The organism is Eupransor demetentiae (genome assembly GCF_963930865.1).
GTDB lineage: Bacteria > Bacillota > Bacilli > Lactobacillales > Lactobacillaceae > Eupransor > Eupransor demetentiae.
Window position 1 is genome coordinate 184,113 of the sequence record NZ_CAWVOH010000001.1, and the last position, 19,853, is coordinate 203,965.

Sequence of the window (19,853 nt, forward strand, 5' to 3'; positions counted from 1 at the left end):
AACTGCCAACCTTTTTTTAATGGGTGATGGTGAAGAGATAAAGAATGAAGATTAGTGCCAAAGCATACATGATTGGATGAACCTTCTTGGCCCGTCCTGTAGTAATCATGGTGATGGGGTAGACGATGAATCCCAGAGCAATACCGTCGGAAATCGAGTAAGTTAGTGGCATGCCAATCACAATCAGGAAGGATGGCGCCGCAATGGCCAAGTCCTGCCAATTGATTTTCCGTAAGTTGTTGGCCATCAAGATGCCGACCACTACAAGAGCAGGGGCCGTAACTTGCGAGGTAACCACTGTTAGGAGTGGTGAAAAGAGTAGGGAAATCAGGAAGAAGAAGCCAGTGATGACTGAAGCAAAACCAGTTCTTCCTCCCACAGCGATTCCGGATGAAGATTCAACGAAGGCTGAAGTTGGTGAAGTTCCAATTACCGCACCAACGGTCATACCCACGGCATCGGCCATCAAAGCACTCCCAGCACGGGGCATCTTGTTATCTTTCATGAAGCCGGCTTGTTCAGCTAAGCCAATCAAGGTTCCGGCGGTATCAAAGAAAGTTACAATGAGGAAAGTCAGGATGACCATGATCATTTGGAAAGAATTGATTTGGCCCAATGCAGCGAAGCTCTTACCCATGGTTGGCGCAAGTGATGGTGCATTTGAAATCAAAGTGTGGGGAAGTTGAATTTGCTTCGTTAGAATGCCGACCACGCTGGTCAAAATCATCCCAACAAAGATGGCGGCAGGAACCTTACGCGCCATCAAAACCAAGGTCACGACAATTCCAAAGATAGCCAGCAAGGTGCTAGCGCTTGTGAGGTGGCCCAGGCTAACCATGGTATCCTTGTTGGCAATGATGATACCGGCGTTATGCAAACCGATGAAGGCGATAAAAAGCCCGATTCCCGCAGCAATCGCCAACTTGAGGTCTTGTGGAATACTATCGATGATTTTTTCACGGATTTTAAATAGTGTAATCAGCAAGAAGATGACGGCGGCAACTAAAATACCGGCCATGGCAGTTTGCCAAGGAACCCCCATTCCGACAACGACGGAATAGGCGAAGAAGGCGTTGACACCCAGGCCGGGGGCAATGGCAATCGGGTAGCGGGCCACAATGCCCATAAAGAGGGTGGCAATGGCTGACGTAATGGCAGTCGCCGTGAAGACGGCGCCACTGTCCATACCCGCTGCACTCAACACTGTCGGATTCAAGAACAGAATGTAGGCCATGGCGAAGAAGGTCGTCGTTCCGGCAATGATTTCAGTTCGGTAGGAAGTTTTTTCTTCCTGGAAGTGGAAATACTTGGCAATAAAAGACATGATTTTCTCCCAATAATTCGGTCAAATAACAACAAATCCATTCTAGCAGGAAATTACGACTTTTATGATAAAAAATCAGGAAAAATTGATACAAAATCCGAATATTATTGCTTAAATAAAGTAAATTAAATAAATAAACGAACGATATTAAAATAATGTTCGGATTTAACTACTGGAGCAATCAGTCGAGGAATTTTTGTCAATCACTTTCTTTCTAAGCTATAATAAAGTGACTAATAGAAGGGGACGAAAAGGCATGGATAACGAAACTTGGCAGAGCATTGTAAAGTATACGGAATTGCAAGGGACATCTGGTCAAGAAGACCGGGTGGCTGAAGCTTTTAGAGCGGATTTGACGCCCTTGGTTGACCAAGTTTATCGCAATGGTCTTGGTGGCGTTTTCGGTGTAAAAGAAGGTCATAGTGCGGGTCCGCGCGTGATGTTTGCTGCTCATCTGGATGAAGTTGGTTTCATGGTTTCTGAGATTTTGCCAACTGGTAATTTTAAAGTTGTTACCCTGGGTGGTTGGAATCCGATGACGGTTTCTTCCCAACGCTATACCTTGTTTACGCGAAAAGGTCAGTATCCAGTTGTTTCGGGTGCCGTTTCACCCCATCTTTTGCGCCAGGGCGGTGCCGCTAACCAAGTCAAGATTGCCGATATGATTTTTGATGCGGGCTTTGTTGACCGCGCTGAAGCGCAGGCTTTCGGCGTGCAACCCGGTGATTTTATCGTTCCAGAAACGAAAACCGTTATGACGGCCAACAAGAAGCGCGTTATGTCGAAGTCTTGGGATGACCGCTTTGGGGTGGTAACCGTCTTGGAAGCCTTGACTGCCTTGCAGGGCGTGCAGACACCAAACACCTTGATTATGGGTGCCAACACTCAAGAAGAAGTTGGTTTGCGTGGTGCTCCGGCAGCCGTTAACCAGCTCAAACCGGACATTTTCTTTGCCATTGACACTTCAGCCGCAGATGATAATGCTGTCCTGGAAGGCCATCAAGGCCACTTAAACGAGGGAGCGCTTCTGCGCGTTTACGATCCTACAGTGGTTACGCCACACCGTTTGAAGGACTTTATCCAAACAACGGCGGAGGACAATCACATTCCTTACCAGTTCTTCCTTTCAAAGGGAGGCACGGATGCGGCCGCTGCGCAAAGTCAGTTAGCCGGAGTGCCTTCGGTTGCCGTTGGAATGGCCTCGCGCTATTTGCACACACACGAAACGGTCTGGGCCATCGATGACTTTGAAGCCGCCAAGGAACTTGTTGTTGCGCTTGCTAAGAACCTAGACCAGTCTGTTTACCAAACAATCATGGGTGCCTGATGTTAAAGAAGTTACAGAAATTAGATTATTGGATTGCCGTGCCCTATGCCGCTCTATCTGCTCTGGGAGTCGTCATGGTTTTTTCGGCGAGTCAAAATGCTTACACTAGCCCTGTGGCTTCCTTTTTAAAGCAGTTACTCTTTGTTGTTGTGGGTTGGCTGACGGCCTTTTTCTTCTTTCATATCTCTGTCAAAGCCCTTAAAAATCCACGTAATCTGCAAAAATTCATGTGGATTACAGCCGGCCTACTCCTAATTGCCCGCTTTATGCCGGCCGTTAATGGGGCTCACGGCTGGATTCGCTTGGGTTCCTTTATGACCTTTCAGCCGGTTGAGATGGCCAAGCTGGTTTTAATTTTGTACTTTGCCGATTTACTAACCCGTTACCCCTGGTATTCGGAGCTGCCCTTTAGCCGGCAGATTCGCAATTGGCGTAACCGCTGGACCTTGTTGTTTATTCCCGCCGTCATCCTAGCCCTTTACCTAGCCATGCCCGATTTGGGAAACCTTTTCATCACATTGGTGATTTTGATTGTGCTCTGGATGGCCTCGGGTGTCTCCAGTCGCTGGACCTTCTTCTGGGTGATTTTGGGTGCCTTGGCTTTGATGTTCCTGCCGGAATTAATTCGGATGTTGCACCTCGGTGAATCTTCATCCTATGCCATCCGTCGTTTGACCAACTTTGTTAATCCATGGCAAAACATGGATCAGAGTCGGCAGTTGTTATATTCTTACTATGCCATTGCCCGTGGAGGATTCTTCGGTGCAGGGCTTGGAAACTCGATTATTAAGCCTTTCCTACCCGAATCAAATACCGACTTTATCATGGCCGTAGCGACGGAAGAACTAGGGGCCTTGGTGGTTTCCATGGTGTTGATTTCACTTTTGATTTTGATTGGCCGTTTGCTTTACCTTGGCATCAAAGAAAAGTCTCAGTATTACCGCCTTTTGCTCTTTGGCATTGCCGCTTTGCTCTTGATGCAGGCCTTTGTTAACTTGGGCGGTGTTGTCGGTTTGCTACCGATTACGGGCGTTGTTTTCCCCTTTATTTCCGGTGGAGGGTCCTCCTTCATCGTCTTTTCAGTGGCGATTGGCCTAGCTCTTAATATTTCCGCTAAAAGTCGTAAGCAGGTTGTGATTAACCCTGGCGACACCTTAGCAAGAAAGGATTTGCGATGACTTTTGAAGTGCAGCCCCGTCGGGCCATTTACGTATACATGCGCTCGTTAAAATATCTGGGCCAGCTAAAAAAGCATGGTCAAGTTGGCTATGTTTCCAAGCGCATGAACATTGTGGAACTCTATACGGATGAAGAAAAGGTCGCTGACTTGGCCCACAAGCTGGAACAGTATCGTTTCGTCAAACACGTGAAGCTGTCACCTCGTCCCGATATTGATCCTGATTTGGAAAATAAGCACGATGATGTTTTCTTCGAGGAATACGATAAGCAAGTTGAAAGCGAGAATGAGGAATAAGTTATGCGCGTAATCGCTGGGCAATATGGCGGTCTGCGTTTGGAGGCCGTCAAGGGCGACCAAACTCGGCCAACTACTGATAAAATTAAAGAGGCCATGTTTAGCATGTTGATGCCCTACTTGAAGGGTGGCAGCGTGCTTGATTTATATGCGGGAACGGGCGGTTTGGCCATTGAGGCTGTTTCGCGGGGAATGGACCAGGCCGTTTTAGTTGATCGCCAGTATCAGGCTGTTAAGGTGATTCAAGACAACCTCAACCGAGTCGGGGATTTGGATAAGTTCGACTTGATTAAGGCCAATGCGCAACAGGCCTTGGAACGCTTGGCGCAAGAGGGGCGTAGCTTTGACCTCGTTTTGCTAGATCCGCCCTATGCTAAGGAACGGATTCAAAAAGACTTCGCGCAGATGGCGGAATTAAGCCTACTTAACGATGGCGCGATTTTGCTGGTTGAAAGTGACCAGGCCGCGGATTTGCCAGAGGATTCCGACCAGTTCGCCCTTATCAAGCAAAAGCACTATGGCATCACCGTCGTGACGCTCTATCAGTACCAAAAAGAAGGTAATCGCTCATGAAAAAAGCAGTATTCCCGGGGTCTTTTGACCCCTTAACTAACGGACACATGGACATTATCGCCCGTGCTAGCCAACTTTTCGACCAGGTGATTGTGGCCGTCGGGATTAATACCAATAAAAAGGGACTTTTTAGCGTGGAGCAAAAAGTGGCTTTGGCTAAAGAAGCCGTTTCGGATTTGCCTAATGTTGAAGTTGGTGTCATTGACGGCTTGACCGTTGATTTCATGAAGGAACAGGGAGCCAGGTACATCATCCGCGGTTTGCGAAACTGCAAGGATTTCGAGTACGAACGCGATATTGCCGGGATGAATTCCGTGCTGGCCGATGTTGAAACAGTTTTGCTTTTGGCGAAGCCAGAAAATCAAAATATTTCCTCTTCCATGGTCAAAGAAATTGGCAAGATGGGCGCCGACAACATGGACAAGTTCGTGCCACCGGTTGTCGTTGAAGCACTAAAAAAACAGTTCAATTCTTAAAGCTTCTTAGAAGCTTTTTTTATTTGTCCTCGTACTATCTTTTAGGAGGGCATCATGCGGATTGAATATCAGGATTTACTGGATTTTATAAAGAAGTATAAGTTATATGTCGCGGCGGGCGGGGTAGTCCTCTTACTATTGGGATTTTTTACTTGGCGGACTTTATCGGCTAGCCAAAGTAAAGCAGTGGTGACGGATACGGCCCTTTCATCGAGTTCGGCCAGCTCTTCTTCGGTCAAGTCTTCCAGCAAGAGTCTGGCTGTGGACTTGAAGGGAGCAGTTAATAAGCCCGGCCTTTATCATTGTCAGGAGGGTGAGCGGGTTTCGGATTTGGTTAAACAAGCGGGTGGTTTCACGGTCGAAGTTGACGAACGTGCGGTGAATTTAGCCCAAAAATTGGTTGATGGCCAGGTTATTGTGGTTCCTAAGCAGGGGGAAGCGACGTCGGCTAATACTGGCATTAATGCTTCATCGTCGGTGGAGAAGAAGGTGGTTAACATCAATACGGCCAGTTTGGAAGAACTGCAGGCTTTGGACGGTGTGGGTGCCAAAAAGGCAGAGAAGATTATCGCTTACCGGCAAAGTAAGAACGGTTTTAAAAAGATTGATGACATTAAAGCGGTCGAAGGAATTGGCGATAAGCGTTTTGAAAAGCTAAAGGAACAGATTACGGTATGACCGCCGAACGCTTTACTTTGCTGTGGGGCCTTTTTGCAGCGGCCTGTGCTTCTTATCTGCTGGCGCCCCATTGGATTAGTCTTGCCGCCTTACTGTTGATTAGTTGCTTGATCCTAAAACAGTGTCGGCAGGCCTTAACTTACTTGTTGATTCCACTGTGTCTGCTTTCGGGTCTTTATTTTGACCATGTTCAGTCTGGACTTCGCCTAATTGAAAGGCAGCCTGAAAGAGAGCTGACTTTTGGAGGACAGTTAATGCCGGATCAATTTAAGATTGATGGGCAAGCATTTTCGGCCATCCTTAAGTTAAAAGATGGTCGCAAGGTTCGTTTGTACTGGCGAATCCCAAGCCAGGCGATTCAGAAGCGCTTACTAAAAGAAAGCAGCGTTTTAAAGGTAGAAGGCAGTGGAAAAATCGGGCCGATTGCTGGTCCGACTAATTTTGCTCAGTTTGATGCTAAGGCCTACTACCGCAGTCAGGGTATTGTTCAACAAATTCAGGCGGAACAACTAGATTTTCAAGAAGATTCGGTTCGTTTTGGCCAAATTGAAAAGACTCTGAGGCAGTGGCACGCTGAATTGATTCATGCTGCACAAAAATTACCCAAGCCGCTATCATATTACAGTCAGGCCTTGATTTTGGGTGATAATGCGGAGGAGCTTTATGATGATAACCCCGGAATTCAGGTCTTAGGATTGATTCACCTTTTTTCTGTTTCGGGTTTTCAGGTCAATTTGTTGACTGCTATCGTCTTGGCCTTGACCAAGAGACTAGGTTTTTTGCGTGAAGTCTCATTACTTATTTTGATTTTGCTCTTGCCACTATATTTCCTTTTTTCAGCCAGTCCGCCAATCTTGATGCGGGCAATCATCGCCGGTGAATTGGGCCTGTTTAAAAAATTGAGGCGCAAACGATGGTCACCGGTTACAATTTGGAGCATTGCCTTACTAGTTTCCCTGTTCTACTGTCCTGGTATTTTGCTGACTTTAGGGGGACAGTTGTCCTTCATTTTGACCTTTGCCTTGTTGTTTAGCCGACAGCTTTCATCCTGGCAGCGGAATTTATCGCTGGGGATGATTTCCTTGCCATTAATTGTTAGCCAGCAGTACCAGTGGCATCTTTTACAAACCCTGGCCAACTTTGTTGCTATCCCACTTTTCGAAGGTTGGATTGCCCCTTTAGTCTTACTCGGTTTTATAGGGCAAAAGATTGCTGGCATAGCGGACTGCAGTAATTTCTTGCTTAATATTTTTGCGAGAAGTATCGATTTAACGGCCAATCTGCCTGGTAACTTTGTGATTGGCCGACTTAGTCCCACTGTCTTGCTGATCTTGCTTGCTTTAGCTTTTGTAACCATGTCCAAGAAGAGAATCAGACGACGGATAGCCGGCCTTGTTTTTCTGCTTGTCATCATCGGCAGCTACTACTTTAATCACCATCCCGGAAAGGGCGAGTACACGACCTTTGATATTGGCCAAGGGGATGCGGCCTTGCTGTGCCCTGCGAATCGTAAGGGCATTACCCTAATTGATACGGGTGGCGAAGTCACCTTTCAACAGGCGGCTTGGCAGGTGCGTCATCAGCAAAAATCGCGAGCAGAAACTGTGATTGTACCTTATTTATATAGCCGGGGCATTGATCATCTTGATTTCCTGGTCTTGACCCATCAGGATCAAGACCATCTGGGGAATGCTGGAAAAGTTTTGGGAAAAATCCCTGTAAAATACGTTTTGATTCCAGCTGGGATGAAGAGTCGGCCGGCCTTTAAACAGAAGATTCAACCTTATTTGCGCAAGGCGGAAGTCGTTGAAGTTACTGACAAGGTTAAGTTACGAGATTTTCCGGGGCAAATTTTGCATCCCTTCCAGGCGGGTAAGGGTGAAAGTGAAGATTCGATCGCTATCTCAGCGGCAATTGGACCCCACAAATTATTTACCGCTGGTGACTTGGATCGCTCAGGGGAGCGAGCCATTCTGGCAGCTTACCCTAATCTTCGAGCCGACATCTTAAAAGCTGGCCATCATGGTTCAAAAACCGCGACGGATCCGGAACTTCTTAAACAGTTGAAGGTGCGGGAAGCTTTGATTTCTGCCGGTCGTAATAACCGCTATCATCATCCTCATGAGGAAACCATCGCGAATTTACAAGCAGCTGGCGTGAAGATAATTTCGACGCAAAATCATGGTATGCTAAGATATATTTATTCAGGACGACAGTCCGATTTTGAGGTAAAGATTCTCGATGAAGCTTCGACAGTTAAGTGAACAAATAAAGCAGGATGCCCTAGCGAACTTCTACTTGGTCCAGGGGGAAGAAGCAGCGCTTTTGAACCAAGTACAAGAGGAATTTCAGGGGATCTTGCAAGGTGACGAAGCTGAAATGAACTACAGTCAGTTCAACTTGGCCGAAGATGACTTCGCCGATTTTTGGGCGGACGCCACCGCCTTACCTTTTTTCGCTGAGCACCGAGTCGTTTTGGTACAGAATCCGCTTTTTTTAACTGCCGGACATAAGCTGATTGATACTGAAGAAAAACAGCTGCTAAGCCTTTTAGAACAACCCGTTCCTGGCAATGTTGTGGTCTTCATGGCCCGTGACCTTAAAATTGATCAACGTAAAAAGGTCAGTAAGCAGCTAAAAAAAGTTGCTGAAGAACTAGATTTACCCAGTTTAAATGAGCAGGAAAGTCGGCAATTGATTCAGCAGCGATTGAATGATTTGGACTATCAAATCGATGGGGATGCCTTGACGGAACTTGTTAAACGCACGGCGGCCTCATATTCGATGATGCTTAATCAACTGCCGAAGTTAAGAGCCTATGCTTTGGATAGCCATCGAATTGATTTAGCAGCCGTTCAAGGTTTGGTGCCCCAAACCCTGCATGCTTCGACCTTTGACCTGGCGGATGCCATCATGTCGGGTCGCGAAGAAGTGGCCCTTCATCTATATCGGGAATTGCTCTTTACCGGTGAGGCGCCGCTGCGGATTAATGCCTTGATTTTGGGTCAGTTGCGTTTGCTTTTGCAGGTTGTGGCCACTCCCGGTGCCCCGGCCGCTGTTGCTAACCGTCTCAAGGTTCATCCATACCGCGTTAAGTTGGCGCAAGCCGCTTTAAGAAAGTACAATCCACGTCGCTTACGGAAAGGTTTTCTGGCCTTGGTGGATGTGGAAATTGCTTTGAAGACCTCTCGTTCAGACCCAGATTTCTTGTTTGAACAGTTTATTTTGACCTTTTAAGACCAAAGAAAAAAGCCTCCCATCGGGAGGCTTTTTAACTTATCTTATTGAAATTCGCCATCAGCGATTTTGGCTAGGGTATCACGAGATGGAATGAAGAAGAGCTGTCCGGTCAAGATTGTTGAGAAAGTCAACAAGAAATCAGATTGATCAACCATGTTTTGCAGCATTCCCTTGGTAATGTGCCAGTAGCGGGAATAACCCATGAAGTAAGTTCCAGTGATACCACGGGCGGGGTCAGAATAAGGAACGTTCATCCGGATGATTTTCTTTTCATCGCCATCTTCTTCGTACTGCGAAGCCTTGTTATGGGCGTTCTTGTACTTGTCCTCGTCTTCCAATTCCAAATCGGAGAATTTTTCACGACCAACGGCCTTTTCCTGGGCTTCGGTCTTCATGTGGTTCCAGACGTCCATCTTGTGTTGCCATTTTTGGGCAAAGGCGTATGAACCGTTTTCAAAATCAGGATCTTCGTCACCGATAATGGCATAGGGCGCAGCGTCTTCTTCAGCGGGTGCTTCAGTGCCATCAATAAAGCCGATAATGGCCCGGCCTTCAAAGTAGCGAAAGCCCTTGGTGGAATCCAAAACTTCGGTGTAGTCCTTCAAGAACTTCATGAATTGAGTTTGGCATTCGTAAACCGTCGCTTCGTTGTCGTCACGAATGTGGAAAAAGAGATCGCCACCGGTCGCGGGCATAGAATACTTAGGCCCCTTAACGCCGGTGAAAGTTTCCAATTCTTTTGGCTTGGGTGAATTTGGGAAAAGCAAATCCCAGGCATGGTTGGAAAAGCCGAAGGCGACCTTGAGGCCGGAGGCAGCCGTCAACTGTGAATCGCGAATGCGCAGCGAACGGATAATAGCCTGTGAGCGGTCCGCAAAGGCAATGATGGCTTCCTGTAATTCTTTAGGGTCAATTCCGTCTTTAAACTTTAGCACTGTGAATTGAACGCTGTGGCCGATGTCCTTCCAGACATCTTGAGCTTTACTAGGGTTGAGTGGCATGGATTTTTCTCCTCGAATCAATAATCATTTAAAACTTCAGTTACCAGAATAACTGTTCGAGCGATAAAAAGCTATAGAATAGAATAATTCTAATTTAAAATTAACAATTCTAATCATTTTTCGTACAATAGGGGGTATGAAAAAAATCACACGAATCGCCACTCAAAAGCGAGCAGGGCGCTACAATATTGAACTTGATGGTCGTTTTGCCTTTGGCCTTTCGGAAAGTGTTTTGGTTAAATTTGGACTGGCCAAGGGGCGTGAGCTCGACGATGAGTTGATTGCTCGTATTCAACACGAAGACGACATTGCCCAGGCCCTAAAACTAGCCCTGAACTATTTAGGACCATCGCTGCGGACGGTTCAACAGATACAAAAGCGCTTACTCGATAAGGAGGTTCAGCCAGCAATTGCCGACCAAGTTATCGAACAGCTTAAAGAGCAGGGCTACCTTGATGACGCCTCCTATGCTAAGCACTATCTGGTCAATAAGAAGGTTTTCCAGCCTAAGGGGCCGCTCTTAATCAGCCGTGATTTGAAACAGGCAGGGGTAAGTGACGAGATCATTGAAGCCACCATGCCGGATTATACTTGGGATGAACAAATTGAGATCGCAAGTAAAATTGCCAGTAAGGTCGCTCGTTCTCACCGCCGCGAACCGCAACGTTCCCAGGTGCAGCGCATTAATCAGTCGCTTGTCCAAAAGGGTTTTTCCTTTGATGTTGCCCAGCGGGTTATCGAATTGCTCGAGCCTGAACCAGATCCTGATTTAGCCGGAGAATTTCTGCAAAGGCAGGCTGAAAAGTTGACGAGGCGCTATTCGCGGAAGATGTCCGGATCGTCCTTGCGCTACAAAGTCAAGAGCATGCTCTACCAAAAAGGCTTTGATGGGGATGCCATTGATCGCGTCTTAGATCAGGTACTTGAGCAAGAGTGAGCTAGTTTTTCCTGCTTAAAAATGGTATAATCGAAAAGGAATTTTATTTCGGAAAAGTGGGAAAATAGCATGATTGTTGATAAACCAAATCGCGGTCCACGCGAAGGGGATGTCATCACGATCAAAAGCTATAAGCATGACGGCTCCTTGCATCGCACTTGGCGCGACACCATGGTGTTAAAGACGAGTGAAAATGTATTGATTGGCCTCAATGATCATACTTTAGTGACGGAAGATAACGGTCGCCGCTGGGTAACGCGGGAACCAGCTATTGTATACTTTCACAAGAAGTACTGGTTTAACATTATTGCGATGATTCGTGATAACGGGGTTTCATATTACTGTAATTTGGCCTCTCCTTACGTTTTGGATAAGGAAGCGTTGAAGTACATTGACTATGATTTGGACGTGAAGGTTTTCCCTGATGGGGAGAAGCATTTGCTGGACGCCGACGAATATGCCGCGCACAGTAAGAAATGGCACTATCCTGTCGAAATCGACCGGATTTTAAAAGCCCACGTCAAGATTTTGGTTGACTGGATTAACCAGGGTAAAGGTCCATTTTCACAAGGCTATGTTGATGTCTGGTATTCCCGGTATCAATATTTGATGCAGCAGCGGTTAAACGATCGTCGTTGACAAGAAAGCACGCCCAGGCGTGCTTTTTATTTTCGATAGGATTAAGGAGAAGCGATGTCAGTTGAAATTTTGATGGGGACTGCCCGGGCGGACTTTCGCCAAGAAATGTTAAGCCGGATTGCTGAACAAAGTAAGGCTAATCCGAATTTGACGGTTTTTTACGTTGTGCCCAACCACATTAAATTTGATAGCGAAGTCGAAGTCTTGGAAGCATACCGTCAACTGGCGGGTTTGCCCGCTGACGCCCTTTACGCGCAGAGCCGTCTGCAGGCCTTTTCTCTGAGTCGTCTGGCCTGGTACCTCTTGAAAAATTCACCCCGGCGCCAAGCTCAAATCTTGGATCCGACTGGACTTTTTATGATTTTGAGTCGCATTTTACGTGAAGAGGCGACCCGTCTACCAGTATTCGCTCGCATGCAGGCCAAGCGTGGCTTTGTTCAAAGCCTGCTTGCTCAGTTATTGGAACTGCGAGCCAGTCAAATCACACCAGAAGAACTGCTGCAAAGTCTGGACGAGCAGTTTGACCAAAATAGTCAGCATGCCGCTTTGGAAAACAATTTGAGCCAAAAGTTACGCGACTTGGCCATAGTCGCCGACGCCTTTGATAGGGCGCTGGGCGACCGCTGGATTACTGCTCAGGAATCTTTGCCCTATTTGGCCAGCCAATTGGCCGATATGGAGCTCCAGGACGTCGCTTTTTATTTCGAAGGCTTCAACGGTTTTACTTCCGCCGAATGGTCAGTTTTGACCCAGTTGGTGCAGAAATACCCAGTAACGATTAGCCTATTGGGCGAACAAGATAGCCTCGGCCAAACGGTTGAAGGGGACCTCTTTTACAAACCGATGGAAACGGCGCGGCGCCTGCAGCACCTAACTCAGGGACAAAATCTTGACTTTAAGCTGAGCTCAACTAGTAAAGTTCGTGCAATTAATCCCGACATGGCGGATCTCCTTGCCTCCTGGGAAAAGTTGGGCCAGTACGGTCGCTTACCCGAGGCCGAACCGCTGGAACAGTTGGATTTTTTCTTAGCCGATAATGCGGTGACGGAGTTGCAGGAAGTTGCCCGGCGGATTCACCGAGACTTGGTCGCAGATTCATCTTTGCACCTGCGGGATTGTTTGATTTTGGCCCGCGATTTGGGGCCCTATAAGAATCACATTCCAGTGGTGATGGAGCAGAACCAACTGGCCTACTTTTTGGATGATGACGTTAAAATGGCGAACCATCCCATCGTTGAGCTGGTGACCAATCTCTTAAAACCTAAAGAAAATCTTTTTTACTATCAAAATATTTTAGTTATCGTTAAGTCGGGCTTTTTGCGGCCTCAGAGCGGGGAAGTTGATTGGGCGGATGACCAAGTATTCTTCGATACTTTGGCCTATTTAGATAATTATTTAACCGCTAATCAACCCTCCTACCGCTACTGGCACGATGTCAAACGGCCTTTTGATCTTTTTCAGCTTGATATTGAAGATGATGAAGCGCAGATGGCGACAGTTGCCGGTCAAATTAATCAGCGACTAGAAGGGCTTCGCCACTTCATTGTCCGTGCCTTGGACGATTTTGTGGCCGCTATTGCGGAATCGAAAACGATGCGCCAGGCCGCCGAAAGTTTGATGACCTGGTTGCAAAAGTATCAGCTCGACCAAACGATTCTAAAGGAACGCAATCGCTTGGCTGCGGCCGGTGATTTGACCCGGGCCCAGCAAATTGATGAAGTTTGGCAAATGTTCATTGGTACACTGGATCAATTGGTTTTGGTGGCTGGTGAAGAAGCCTATGACCAACAGCTCTTTTTGGAAACGCTGTTGGCTGGTTTTTCCGGGGCCTCCTTTTCAGGGATTCCCAACCAGCTTGATCAGTTGACGATTTCCGAAGCGGGAATTGTCCAGAGTCAGCACTACCGTAAGCTTTATTTTATCGGGGCGAGTCGGCAAAACTTGCCGGCTAATATCAAAAACAAAGCCATTATCAATGATGCTGAGCGAACGATTCTTCAGCCTGCTTTGGCGCAGGGTGAACAGGCCAAATATTTACAAGACACTGCCCAGCAACAAATGGCCAGTGAAAACCTGCTCTTCTACGGCGCTTTGGCCGCTTCGTCCGAATCGGTTACCTTATCCTACCCGCTTTTGGATAGCAAGGGCCAGGTTAACGAAATGTCGGCTTACCTTCAGCGTTTGGTCGCCCATTACCAGGCACCGGTCGAGAGAATTGCTGGACATCCCGAAGATAGCCAGCAACTGGTCGAAAAATACCTGAGTGCACCGGCAGCCACACTGGCACAGTTGGCCAAGTTGCCAAACGGCAACCGGCAGGGCCAAGCCTTTGAAAGCTTAGCGAATTTGCTGAAAGAAAGCGGCTGGACCAGGGCCTTAAACCGTATTTTGGCCGCCGGCCACTACCGCAATCGTGTTGAAAAGCTCGAAGCAAATTTGGCTGCTCAACTCTTTACTCAACCGCTGAACGTCTCGATTTCCCAGTTGGAAGCCTATTACCGTAATCCCTATGAGTATTTTTTGCGCTACGGCTTACGCTTGCAAGAACGTCTGACCCACGAGCTCAATTCTGCTCAACTAGGGACGCTTTACCATGGCATTATGGAAGCCGTCATTGGTCAATCAATCCAGACTAATACCGACTTGCGCCAATTAGACCAGTCCCAGCTTGAAAAAATGGTGGAGGATGCGCTGGCCTTACAAGCCGCTAGCCCAGAGTTCGCCAATCTCTTGGACAGTGCCCAGGGGCAGGCCACTTTGGCCTATGTTGACAACGTTGCATTGCGCTTACTGGGACAGATGCAGCGTTCCAGTCAGACGAACCAAAGCCAACCGAGCCAGGTTGAAAAAACCTTTGGTTTTCCAAATCAGTCTTTGCCGGCTCTGAAATATCCCTTTAAGCAGAGTTACATTGCCTTACGAGGAAAGTTGGACTGTTTTGATTTCCAGGATCCCAACCATCAGTTTGGTACGATTTTGGATTATAAGTCCAATGGCAAGAAATTTGACTGGGGTCAGGCCTACGATGGTTTGCAGATGCAGCTCTTGACCTACTGGCAGGCGGCCCAAACTAATGCCGGCCAGCTAGGTATTAATCAAGTTGGCGGCGCGCTCTTTGCCAAAATCGCTCCTAGTCCAATCGCCCTCAGCGATTACAAGGGTGATCTAAATGACCTTTTGGCTGGCAAAGTTACGAGCCCGGAATTCAAGTACCATGGCCTACTCTTGGCTGAAAACGACTATCTGGATAACTTGGAACGGGTTGCACCGGGTGAAAACGCCAGTTATTATCCTTTCGCTGTGAAAAAAGATGGCGACCTAACCAGTCGCTCGGAAACTTTGACGCCTGATGAACTCGATTTGTTACTGGCCCGTAACCAGGACAATGTCGAACGGGCTGCCCAAGGCATCACTGCTGGCGACTTTCCAATTCATCCGGTTGAAAGTAGTTTGCAATATTCACCATACCGGGATGTTATGCGTTTTGACCGGGCACTGGGTGATCAATATCAGGGCGTCACGCCCAACCAAAAACAGGTTATTATCGACCGCTTAGCCGAGCAGAAGGGAGGACAAGATGGCTAGAAATTTCACACCTGAACAAGACCGCGCCATTCACGCCAGTGGGCACAACATCCTCGTTGCCGCCTCAGCCGGTTCTGGTAAAACCACGGTGCTAATTGAACGCTTAATCCAAAAGATTTTGGCCGGCGATAGCATCGACCAATTTTTGATTGTGACCTTTACCAACGCCGCGGCAGCAGAAATGAAGGAGCGTTTGGAAAAGGCTTTGCAGGCCCAAATTGCGGACGCGCAACCTGAACAGCGCCAGCACCTATACCAACAACTCAGCCTTTTACCAGTTGCCCAAATTTCAACCATTGATGCCTTCGCGCTGAACTTGATTGAGCAGTACTACTACAAAATCGGTTTGGATCCGGCCTTTCGTTTGCTTTCGGACACGGCTGAACGTGAAATGCTTCGCCAAGACGTTTTAAACGAACTGATGGGGGAGTATTACGCAACCGACCATCCTGATCATGACGCCTTTATGGCGCTCTTGGCTAACTTTGCTGACCCCAATCATGATGATGGCTTGAAGGACAAAATTCTCCGCTTAGCTGATTTTGCTTCGGCCCGACCCAACGGCGAAACCTGGCTTAAAAATCTGGCTGCTGAACAGGTGACTTCCGGTGATTTAACCGGGACGCCCCTGTTTAAAAAGGAAATCTGGCCTGATTTTCGCGCTGAAATTGCTCGGGTTTTGAACGAAATTGACGCGCTTTTACCGGCTGTTGCTGATGTTGAAGAATTACCCAAGGCCGCTGAGGCTTTGGCAGAAATGCAGACTTATCTCTGGGACTTGCAAGCGGCTAGCGACCAATCCTGGGACGAACTGCAGGCGCTTTTCTTAAAGTGGCCCAAGCTCAGCATTGATAGAAATACGAAAAAGATTAAGGAAAATCCGGACCTGGTCCTTTTGCTAGACGAAGTCCGCCGGATTAAGCAGACCTATTTTGATAGCAAGGCCGACTTAAAGAATATGGCGGACCAGTACTTTAGCTTGAACCAGGAACAGTGGGCCTTGGTCAACAAGGCCAGCCAATCCCTAGTCAAAAGCTTGACGGATTTGACCGTTGCTTTCCAAGAAGCATTTACGGCGCGTAAGCGTCAGGACAACTTGCTCGACTTTCCCGATTTGGAAGTCTTGAGCCGGGAAATTCTGGCCGATGAAGAAACGCGTAAAATCATTGTTCAGCAGTTCAAGGAAGTCCTGATTGATGAATATCAGGATATTAACCTTTTGCAAGAAAGCCTCCTCAACGAACTTTCCAACGGGCACAACCTCTACATGGTGGGTGATGTGAAGCAGTCCATCTATGGTTTCCGTCAGGCTGACCCATCGCTTTTCTCTGGTAAATACCACCGTTATGGGCAGGCAGACAACGACGATGAACTAATTGAACTGGCCGATAACTTTCGTTCCCAGGCCAATGTCGCCAAGCTAACCAACTTGATTTTCACCCAGATTATGGATGAAAAGCTAGGCGACGTGGCTTACCAGGATCAAGCCCGCCTAGTTGCTCGAGCCGCCTATCCGGACAGCTTGCCCGCCGTCTTCAAACTCGATTTGCTCGAAAGTAAAAAATCTAGCGCGGAAGATGACGAGGGTATTGATTGGGAAAAGCGTGATGCCCAGTATACCCGCTTAGTTCAACGAATTCGCAAGTTGCGGGCCGAGGGACAAGTTGATGCAGGTGCCGAGGGAATGCGACCCGTGCGCTACAGTGATATCGCCATTTTGACCCGCTCCAAGGGTGGCTACATCGACATGGTTCGTCTCTTCCACGATGCCGACATTCCCGTCCAGGTCGATGGTGTCGGGGATTATTTCCAGACCATGGAAATTTACTTGATGATGGACTTATTGAAAATCATCGATAATCCGCATCAAGACATTCCCTTAGCAGCGGTTTTGCGTTCGCCGATGTTTGGCTATGGCGAAAATGAATTGGCTAAGATTCGCCTTGCCGATAAGGACCAGGATTTTTGGACCGCCTTGCAGGCCTATGCCAAGGGCGATGAAAAGACCCAGGATTTTTTAGCAAACTATGCCAAGTGGGCCGTCCTGGCCCGGCAAAATGACCTCGTTGCTCTGATTCGCGCCATCTATGCTGACACGGCCTGGGTGGATTACACCGCTTCGCTAGCTGGTGGAGCCCAGCGCAGTGCAAACTTGGAAGCCTTGTATCAATACGCGGCCTCCTACCAGGAAAACGTCCATGCTGGTCTTTACCGCTTTATTCGCTACGTCGAAGAGTTGCAAAAGTCCGGCGGTGAAATTGGGGAAGTCAGTCAGGAAAGTGAAGAAGAAGCGGTCCGCATCATGACCATTCACGCCTCCAAGGGACTCGAATTTCCCATTGTTTTCCTGCCTGAATTTGAAAAGAGTTTTAACACTTCGGATACCAGTGGCGCCTTGCTTTTGCAAAAGGATGCCGGGATTGGAATCGATTATTTGGAGCCTAAGAGTCAGGTCCGCTTGCCTTCGCTGGCAAAATTAGTAGTCAAAGCCGCCATTAAAAAGCAGAGCTGGTCGGAAGAAATGCGCTTGCTCTATGTTGCCTTGACCCGTGCCAAACAGCAGCTCTATGTTTTGGCAACGGTGAAGGTCAACGATGACGGTCTGGATAGCCACCTTGAAGAGCTCTGGCGTTCCGCGCGCCAGACGTCTGAACAATTTTTCTCAAGTAATTTACGGCTCAAAGCTCGTTCCTACTTGGATTGGTTGATTATGTCGCTGGCCCGCACCAATAACCAGGAACTAATCGCCTGGTTTGGTGAGGTTGAACAGCCCCGTTTGCTAGGAGCACAGAGCCCCCAGGATGCTGAGGTCGAATTTTTTGACATCGCCGAATCGGATATTCAACCAATTGTTGCCCGGATTAATGCGGATCAAAGCTCCTCGGCAAGTGCCGAACAAGGCAAGACGATTAATTGGCTCGATGTTGAAAAATCTCTGACTTACACCTATCCTAATCAAGTCGCAACTCAGACACCGGCTTACCAGTCGGTTTCGGAAATCAAACGGCTTTTTGAAGATCCCGACCGAGCCCAAATGCCGAGTCTTGAAATCGGCGAAGATGGTCGCATGAAGAGTGAAGAAATTTTGCCGCTTGAAAAAATGGCTCTACCTGAATTTCTCACGGATGGCAGCCACAAGCCATCGCAGTCGGCTGTAGGAACGGCAACCCACTTGATTTTGCAGTTGGTGGACTTTGCCCACTTCTATACCTTGCGTGAATTAGAAGAACTGCGGGATGAATTGGTCGCCCAGGAAAGAATTATTCCTGCGGTGGCGCAGTTGATTAATTTGGATGATATTTTGAATTTCTTGAATTCCGACTTTGGTCAAGAACTGGCTCGTCATCAAAATTCACTGCAACGAGAAGCAACTTTTGCCATGCTCATTCCTGCTAACCAAATTTATGCTAAGCTAGACGACAAGCAACCCGTCTTGATTCACGGAATCATTGACGGCTATTTCCTCGATCCAAGCAAAAAAGAGCTGACGCTCTTTGATTACAAGACGGACTACATTCGCCGTAATCACCTTAGTGAGGACTTAAAGAAGTTGAAGCATCGCTATCAGGGCCAGATTGCCCTCTACAAACAAGCATTGAGCCAGGAATATCCGGACTATCACTTCAAGGCCGTTCGTTTGGTTGCCTTGAGTGTCGGTCAGCTGGTTAACATGGATTAGGAGCCTTACCTTGGAAAAGAAAAACAAGATCGCCCCCGTCACCACCATCCTGGTGATTTTAATTAGTTTGATTTACCTTGCTGAATTTTATATGACGCAAAACCATACGACCGATGGCTTACTCTTAATTGATTTCGGCGCCAAATACGGGCCGCTCGTTATCCAACACGGTGAATATTGGCGCCTAGTGACGGCCATCTTCTTGCACGTTTCCTGGATGCACGTCATCACCAACATGGTGACCCTGTGGTTTATTGGCGCTCTGGCTGAGAGCTACTTTGGGACTTGGCGCTACCTCTTGCTCTTCTTTATTGGTGGCATCGGGGGAAACGTCGCCTCTTGTCTATTTGCCCCCGACGTTGTAGCGGTTGGCTCGTCAACGGCCATTTTTGCCATCTTCGGAGGTCTCTTGGTGTACACGATGGCCTTTTCAAATCAGCAGGGCGTGATGGCCCAAGGGCAGATTCTGGCCGCCTTCGTTATTTTGAACCTGGTGGTTTCCTTCACGTCACAAGATGTTGACTTGTGGGGGCACCTGGGCGGCCTTTTGACCGGAACCTTGTTGGCCATCGTCATCGGTTTCAAGGGAAAACAGGGCCGGATTGACTGGCCCATGCGCATTATTGCCGGTAGCTTGATTCTCTTGGCTCTCCTAATTTCAGTTTGGAAGTTGATGGGGTAAAAAATGAAGAATTTCTATGATGTTTTACAGTACTTAAAAAAGTACCAGGTATACATTCATGTTGGTAAGCGCCTTTGGGACATTGAAATGGCAGCTCTAGAAGTTGATAATCTCCGCAAAGCCGATGTCTTGAGCAAGGATGACTACGAGAATATCAAGCTGATTTTAGCCCGTGAGCACAAGCTTGAAGAACAGCACCCGACGGACTAAAAGAAATCAATTCCTTTTGTGTAAACGC

The 19,853-nt window shown here is 47.7% G+C and carries 16 protein-coding genes; 14 read left to right on the forward strand and 2 right to left on the reverse strand.

Annotated elements, in window-relative coordinates; all coding sequences use genetic code 11:
• Window positions 1-16 precede the first annotated feature (16 nt).
• Window positions 17-1,324, reverse strand: a complete 1,308-nt coding sequence (locus tag ABSY64_RS00985; protein ID WP_349641197.1) for an NCS2 family permease — start codon at window positions 1,322-1,324, stop codon at window positions 17-19.
• 256 nt (window positions 1,325-1,580) lie between these two features.
• Between ABSY64_RS00985 and pepA the strand changes: the two genes are divergently transcribed.
• From pepA to holA, 8 genes are read left to right on the forward strand one after another with little or no spacing between them, the layout of a single operon-like run.
• Window positions 1,581-2,651 carry a glutamyl aminopeptidase gene (pepA, locus tag ABSY64_RS00990; protein WP_349641198.1) on the forward strand — a complete coding sequence of 357 codons (1,071 nt, stop codon included), beginning with the start codon at window positions 1,581-1,583 and terminating at the stop codon, window positions 2,649-2,651.
• The gene (locus ABSY64_RS00995; protein WP_349641199.1) at window positions 2,651-3,829 is read left to right on the forward strand and encodes an FtsW/RodA/SpoVE family cell cycle protein; all 1,179 of its coding nucleotides are present in this window, start codon (window positions 2,651-2,653) and stop codon (window positions 3,827-3,829) included. The genes pepA and ABSY64_RS00995 overlap by 1 nt, the downstream gene beginning before the upstream one ends.
• Window positions 3,826-4,125 (forward strand): YlbG family protein, encoded by a 300-nt coding sequence (locus ABSY64_RS01000; protein ID WP_349641200.1) that lies wholly within the window; start codon window positions 3,826-3,828, stop codon window positions 4,123-4,125. The genes ABSY64_RS00995 and ABSY64_RS01000 overlap by 4 nt, the downstream gene beginning before the upstream one ends.
• A 3-nt stretch (window positions 4,126-4,128) precedes the next feature.
• Window positions 4,129-4,698 carry a 16S rRNA (guanine(966)-N(2))-methyltransferase RsmD gene (rsmD, locus tag ABSY64_RS01005; protein ID WP_349641201.1) on the forward strand — a complete coding sequence of 190 codons (570 nt, stop codon included), beginning with the start codon at window positions 4,129-4,131 and terminating at the stop codon, window positions 4,696-4,698.
• Entirely contained in the window at window positions 4,695-5,174 is a 480-nt protein-coding gene (gene coaD / locus ABSY64_RS01010) for a pantetheine-phosphate adenylyltransferase (protein ID WP_349641202.1), read from the forward strand. The genes rsmD and coaD overlap by 4 nt, the downstream gene beginning before the upstream one ends.
• Window positions 5,175-5,228: 54 nt before the next feature.
• Window positions 5,229-5,852, forward strand: coding sequence for a ComEA family DNA-binding protein (locus tag ABSY64_RS01015; protein WP_349641203.1), 624 nt, complete (start codon window positions 5,229-5,231; stop codon window positions 5,850-5,852).
• Window positions 5,849-8,116: a DNA internalization-related competence protein ComEC/Rec2 gene (locus ABSY64_RS01020; protein ID WP_349641204.1), complete on the forward strand. Its 2,268-nt coding sequence runs from the start codon at window positions 5,849-5,851 to the stop codon at window positions 8,114-8,116. Before ABSY64_RS01015 ends, ABSY64_RS01020 begins: the two co-directional genes overlap by 4 nt.
• Window positions 8,094-9,089, forward strand: a complete 996-nt coding sequence (holA, locus tag ABSY64_RS01025) for a DNA polymerase III subunit delta (RefSeq protein ID WP_349641205.1) — start codon at window positions 8,094-8,096, stop codon at window positions 9,087-9,089. The genes ABSY64_RS01020 and holA overlap by 23 nt, the downstream gene beginning before the upstream one ends.
• Before the next feature lie 44 nt (window positions 9,090-9,133).
• Here holA and ABSY64_RS01030 read toward each other — a convergent pair whose 3' ends face one another.
• A complete protein-coding gene (locus ABSY64_RS01030; protein ID WP_349641206.1) occupies window positions 9,134-10,093 on the reverse strand; it encodes a Dyp-type peroxidase in 960 nt (319 codons plus the stop codon).
• A 136-nt stretch (window positions 10,094-10,229) separates the two neighbouring features.
• Here ABSY64_RS01030 and recX point away from each other — a divergent pair, with 136 nt between their 5' ends.
• From recX to ABSY64_RS01060, 6 genes are all read left to right on the forward strand, one after another.
• Window positions 10,230-11,030: a recombination regulator RecX gene (gene recX, locus ABSY64_RS01035; RefSeq protein WP_349641207.1), complete on the forward strand. Its 801-nt coding sequence runs from the start codon at window positions 10,230-10,232 to the stop codon at window positions 11,028-11,030.
• A gap of 69 nt (window positions 11,031-11,099) precedes the next feature.
• Window positions 11,100-11,669 (forward strand): nucleoside tri-diphosphate phosphatase, encoded by a 570-nt coding sequence (gene ntdP / locus ABSY64_RS01040; protein WP_349641208.1) that lies wholly within the window; start codon window positions 11,100-11,102, stop codon window positions 11,667-11,669.
• A gap of 54 nt (window positions 11,670-11,723) precedes the next feature.
• The gene (locus tag ABSY64_RS01045) at window positions 11,724-15,254 is read left to right on the forward strand and encodes a PD-(D/E)XK nuclease family protein (RefSeq protein WP_349641209.1); all 3,531 of its coding nucleotides are present in this window, start codon (window positions 11,724-11,726) and stop codon (window positions 15,252-15,254) included.
• Window positions 15,247-18,933 (forward strand): helicase-exonuclease AddAB subunit AddA, encoded by a 3,687-nt coding sequence (gene addA, locus ABSY64_RS01050; protein ID WP_349641210.1) that lies wholly within the window; start codon window positions 15,247-15,249, stop codon window positions 18,931-18,933. Before ABSY64_RS01045 ends, addA begins: the two co-directional genes overlap by 8 nt.
• A gap of 10 nt (window positions 18,934-18,943) precedes the next feature.
• Window positions 18,944-19,615 (forward strand): rhomboid family intramembrane serine protease, encoded by a 672-nt coding sequence (locus ABSY64_RS01055; protein WP_349641211.1) that lies wholly within the window; start codon window positions 18,944-18,946, stop codon window positions 19,613-19,615.
• 3 nt (window positions 19,616-19,618) lie between these two features.
• Window positions 19,619-19,825, forward strand: coding sequence for a YqgQ family protein (locus ABSY64_RS01060; protein ID WP_349641212.1), 207 nt, complete (start codon window positions 19,619-19,621; stop codon window positions 19,823-19,825).
• The last annotated feature ends 28 nt before the right edge of the window (window positions 19,826-19,853 follow it).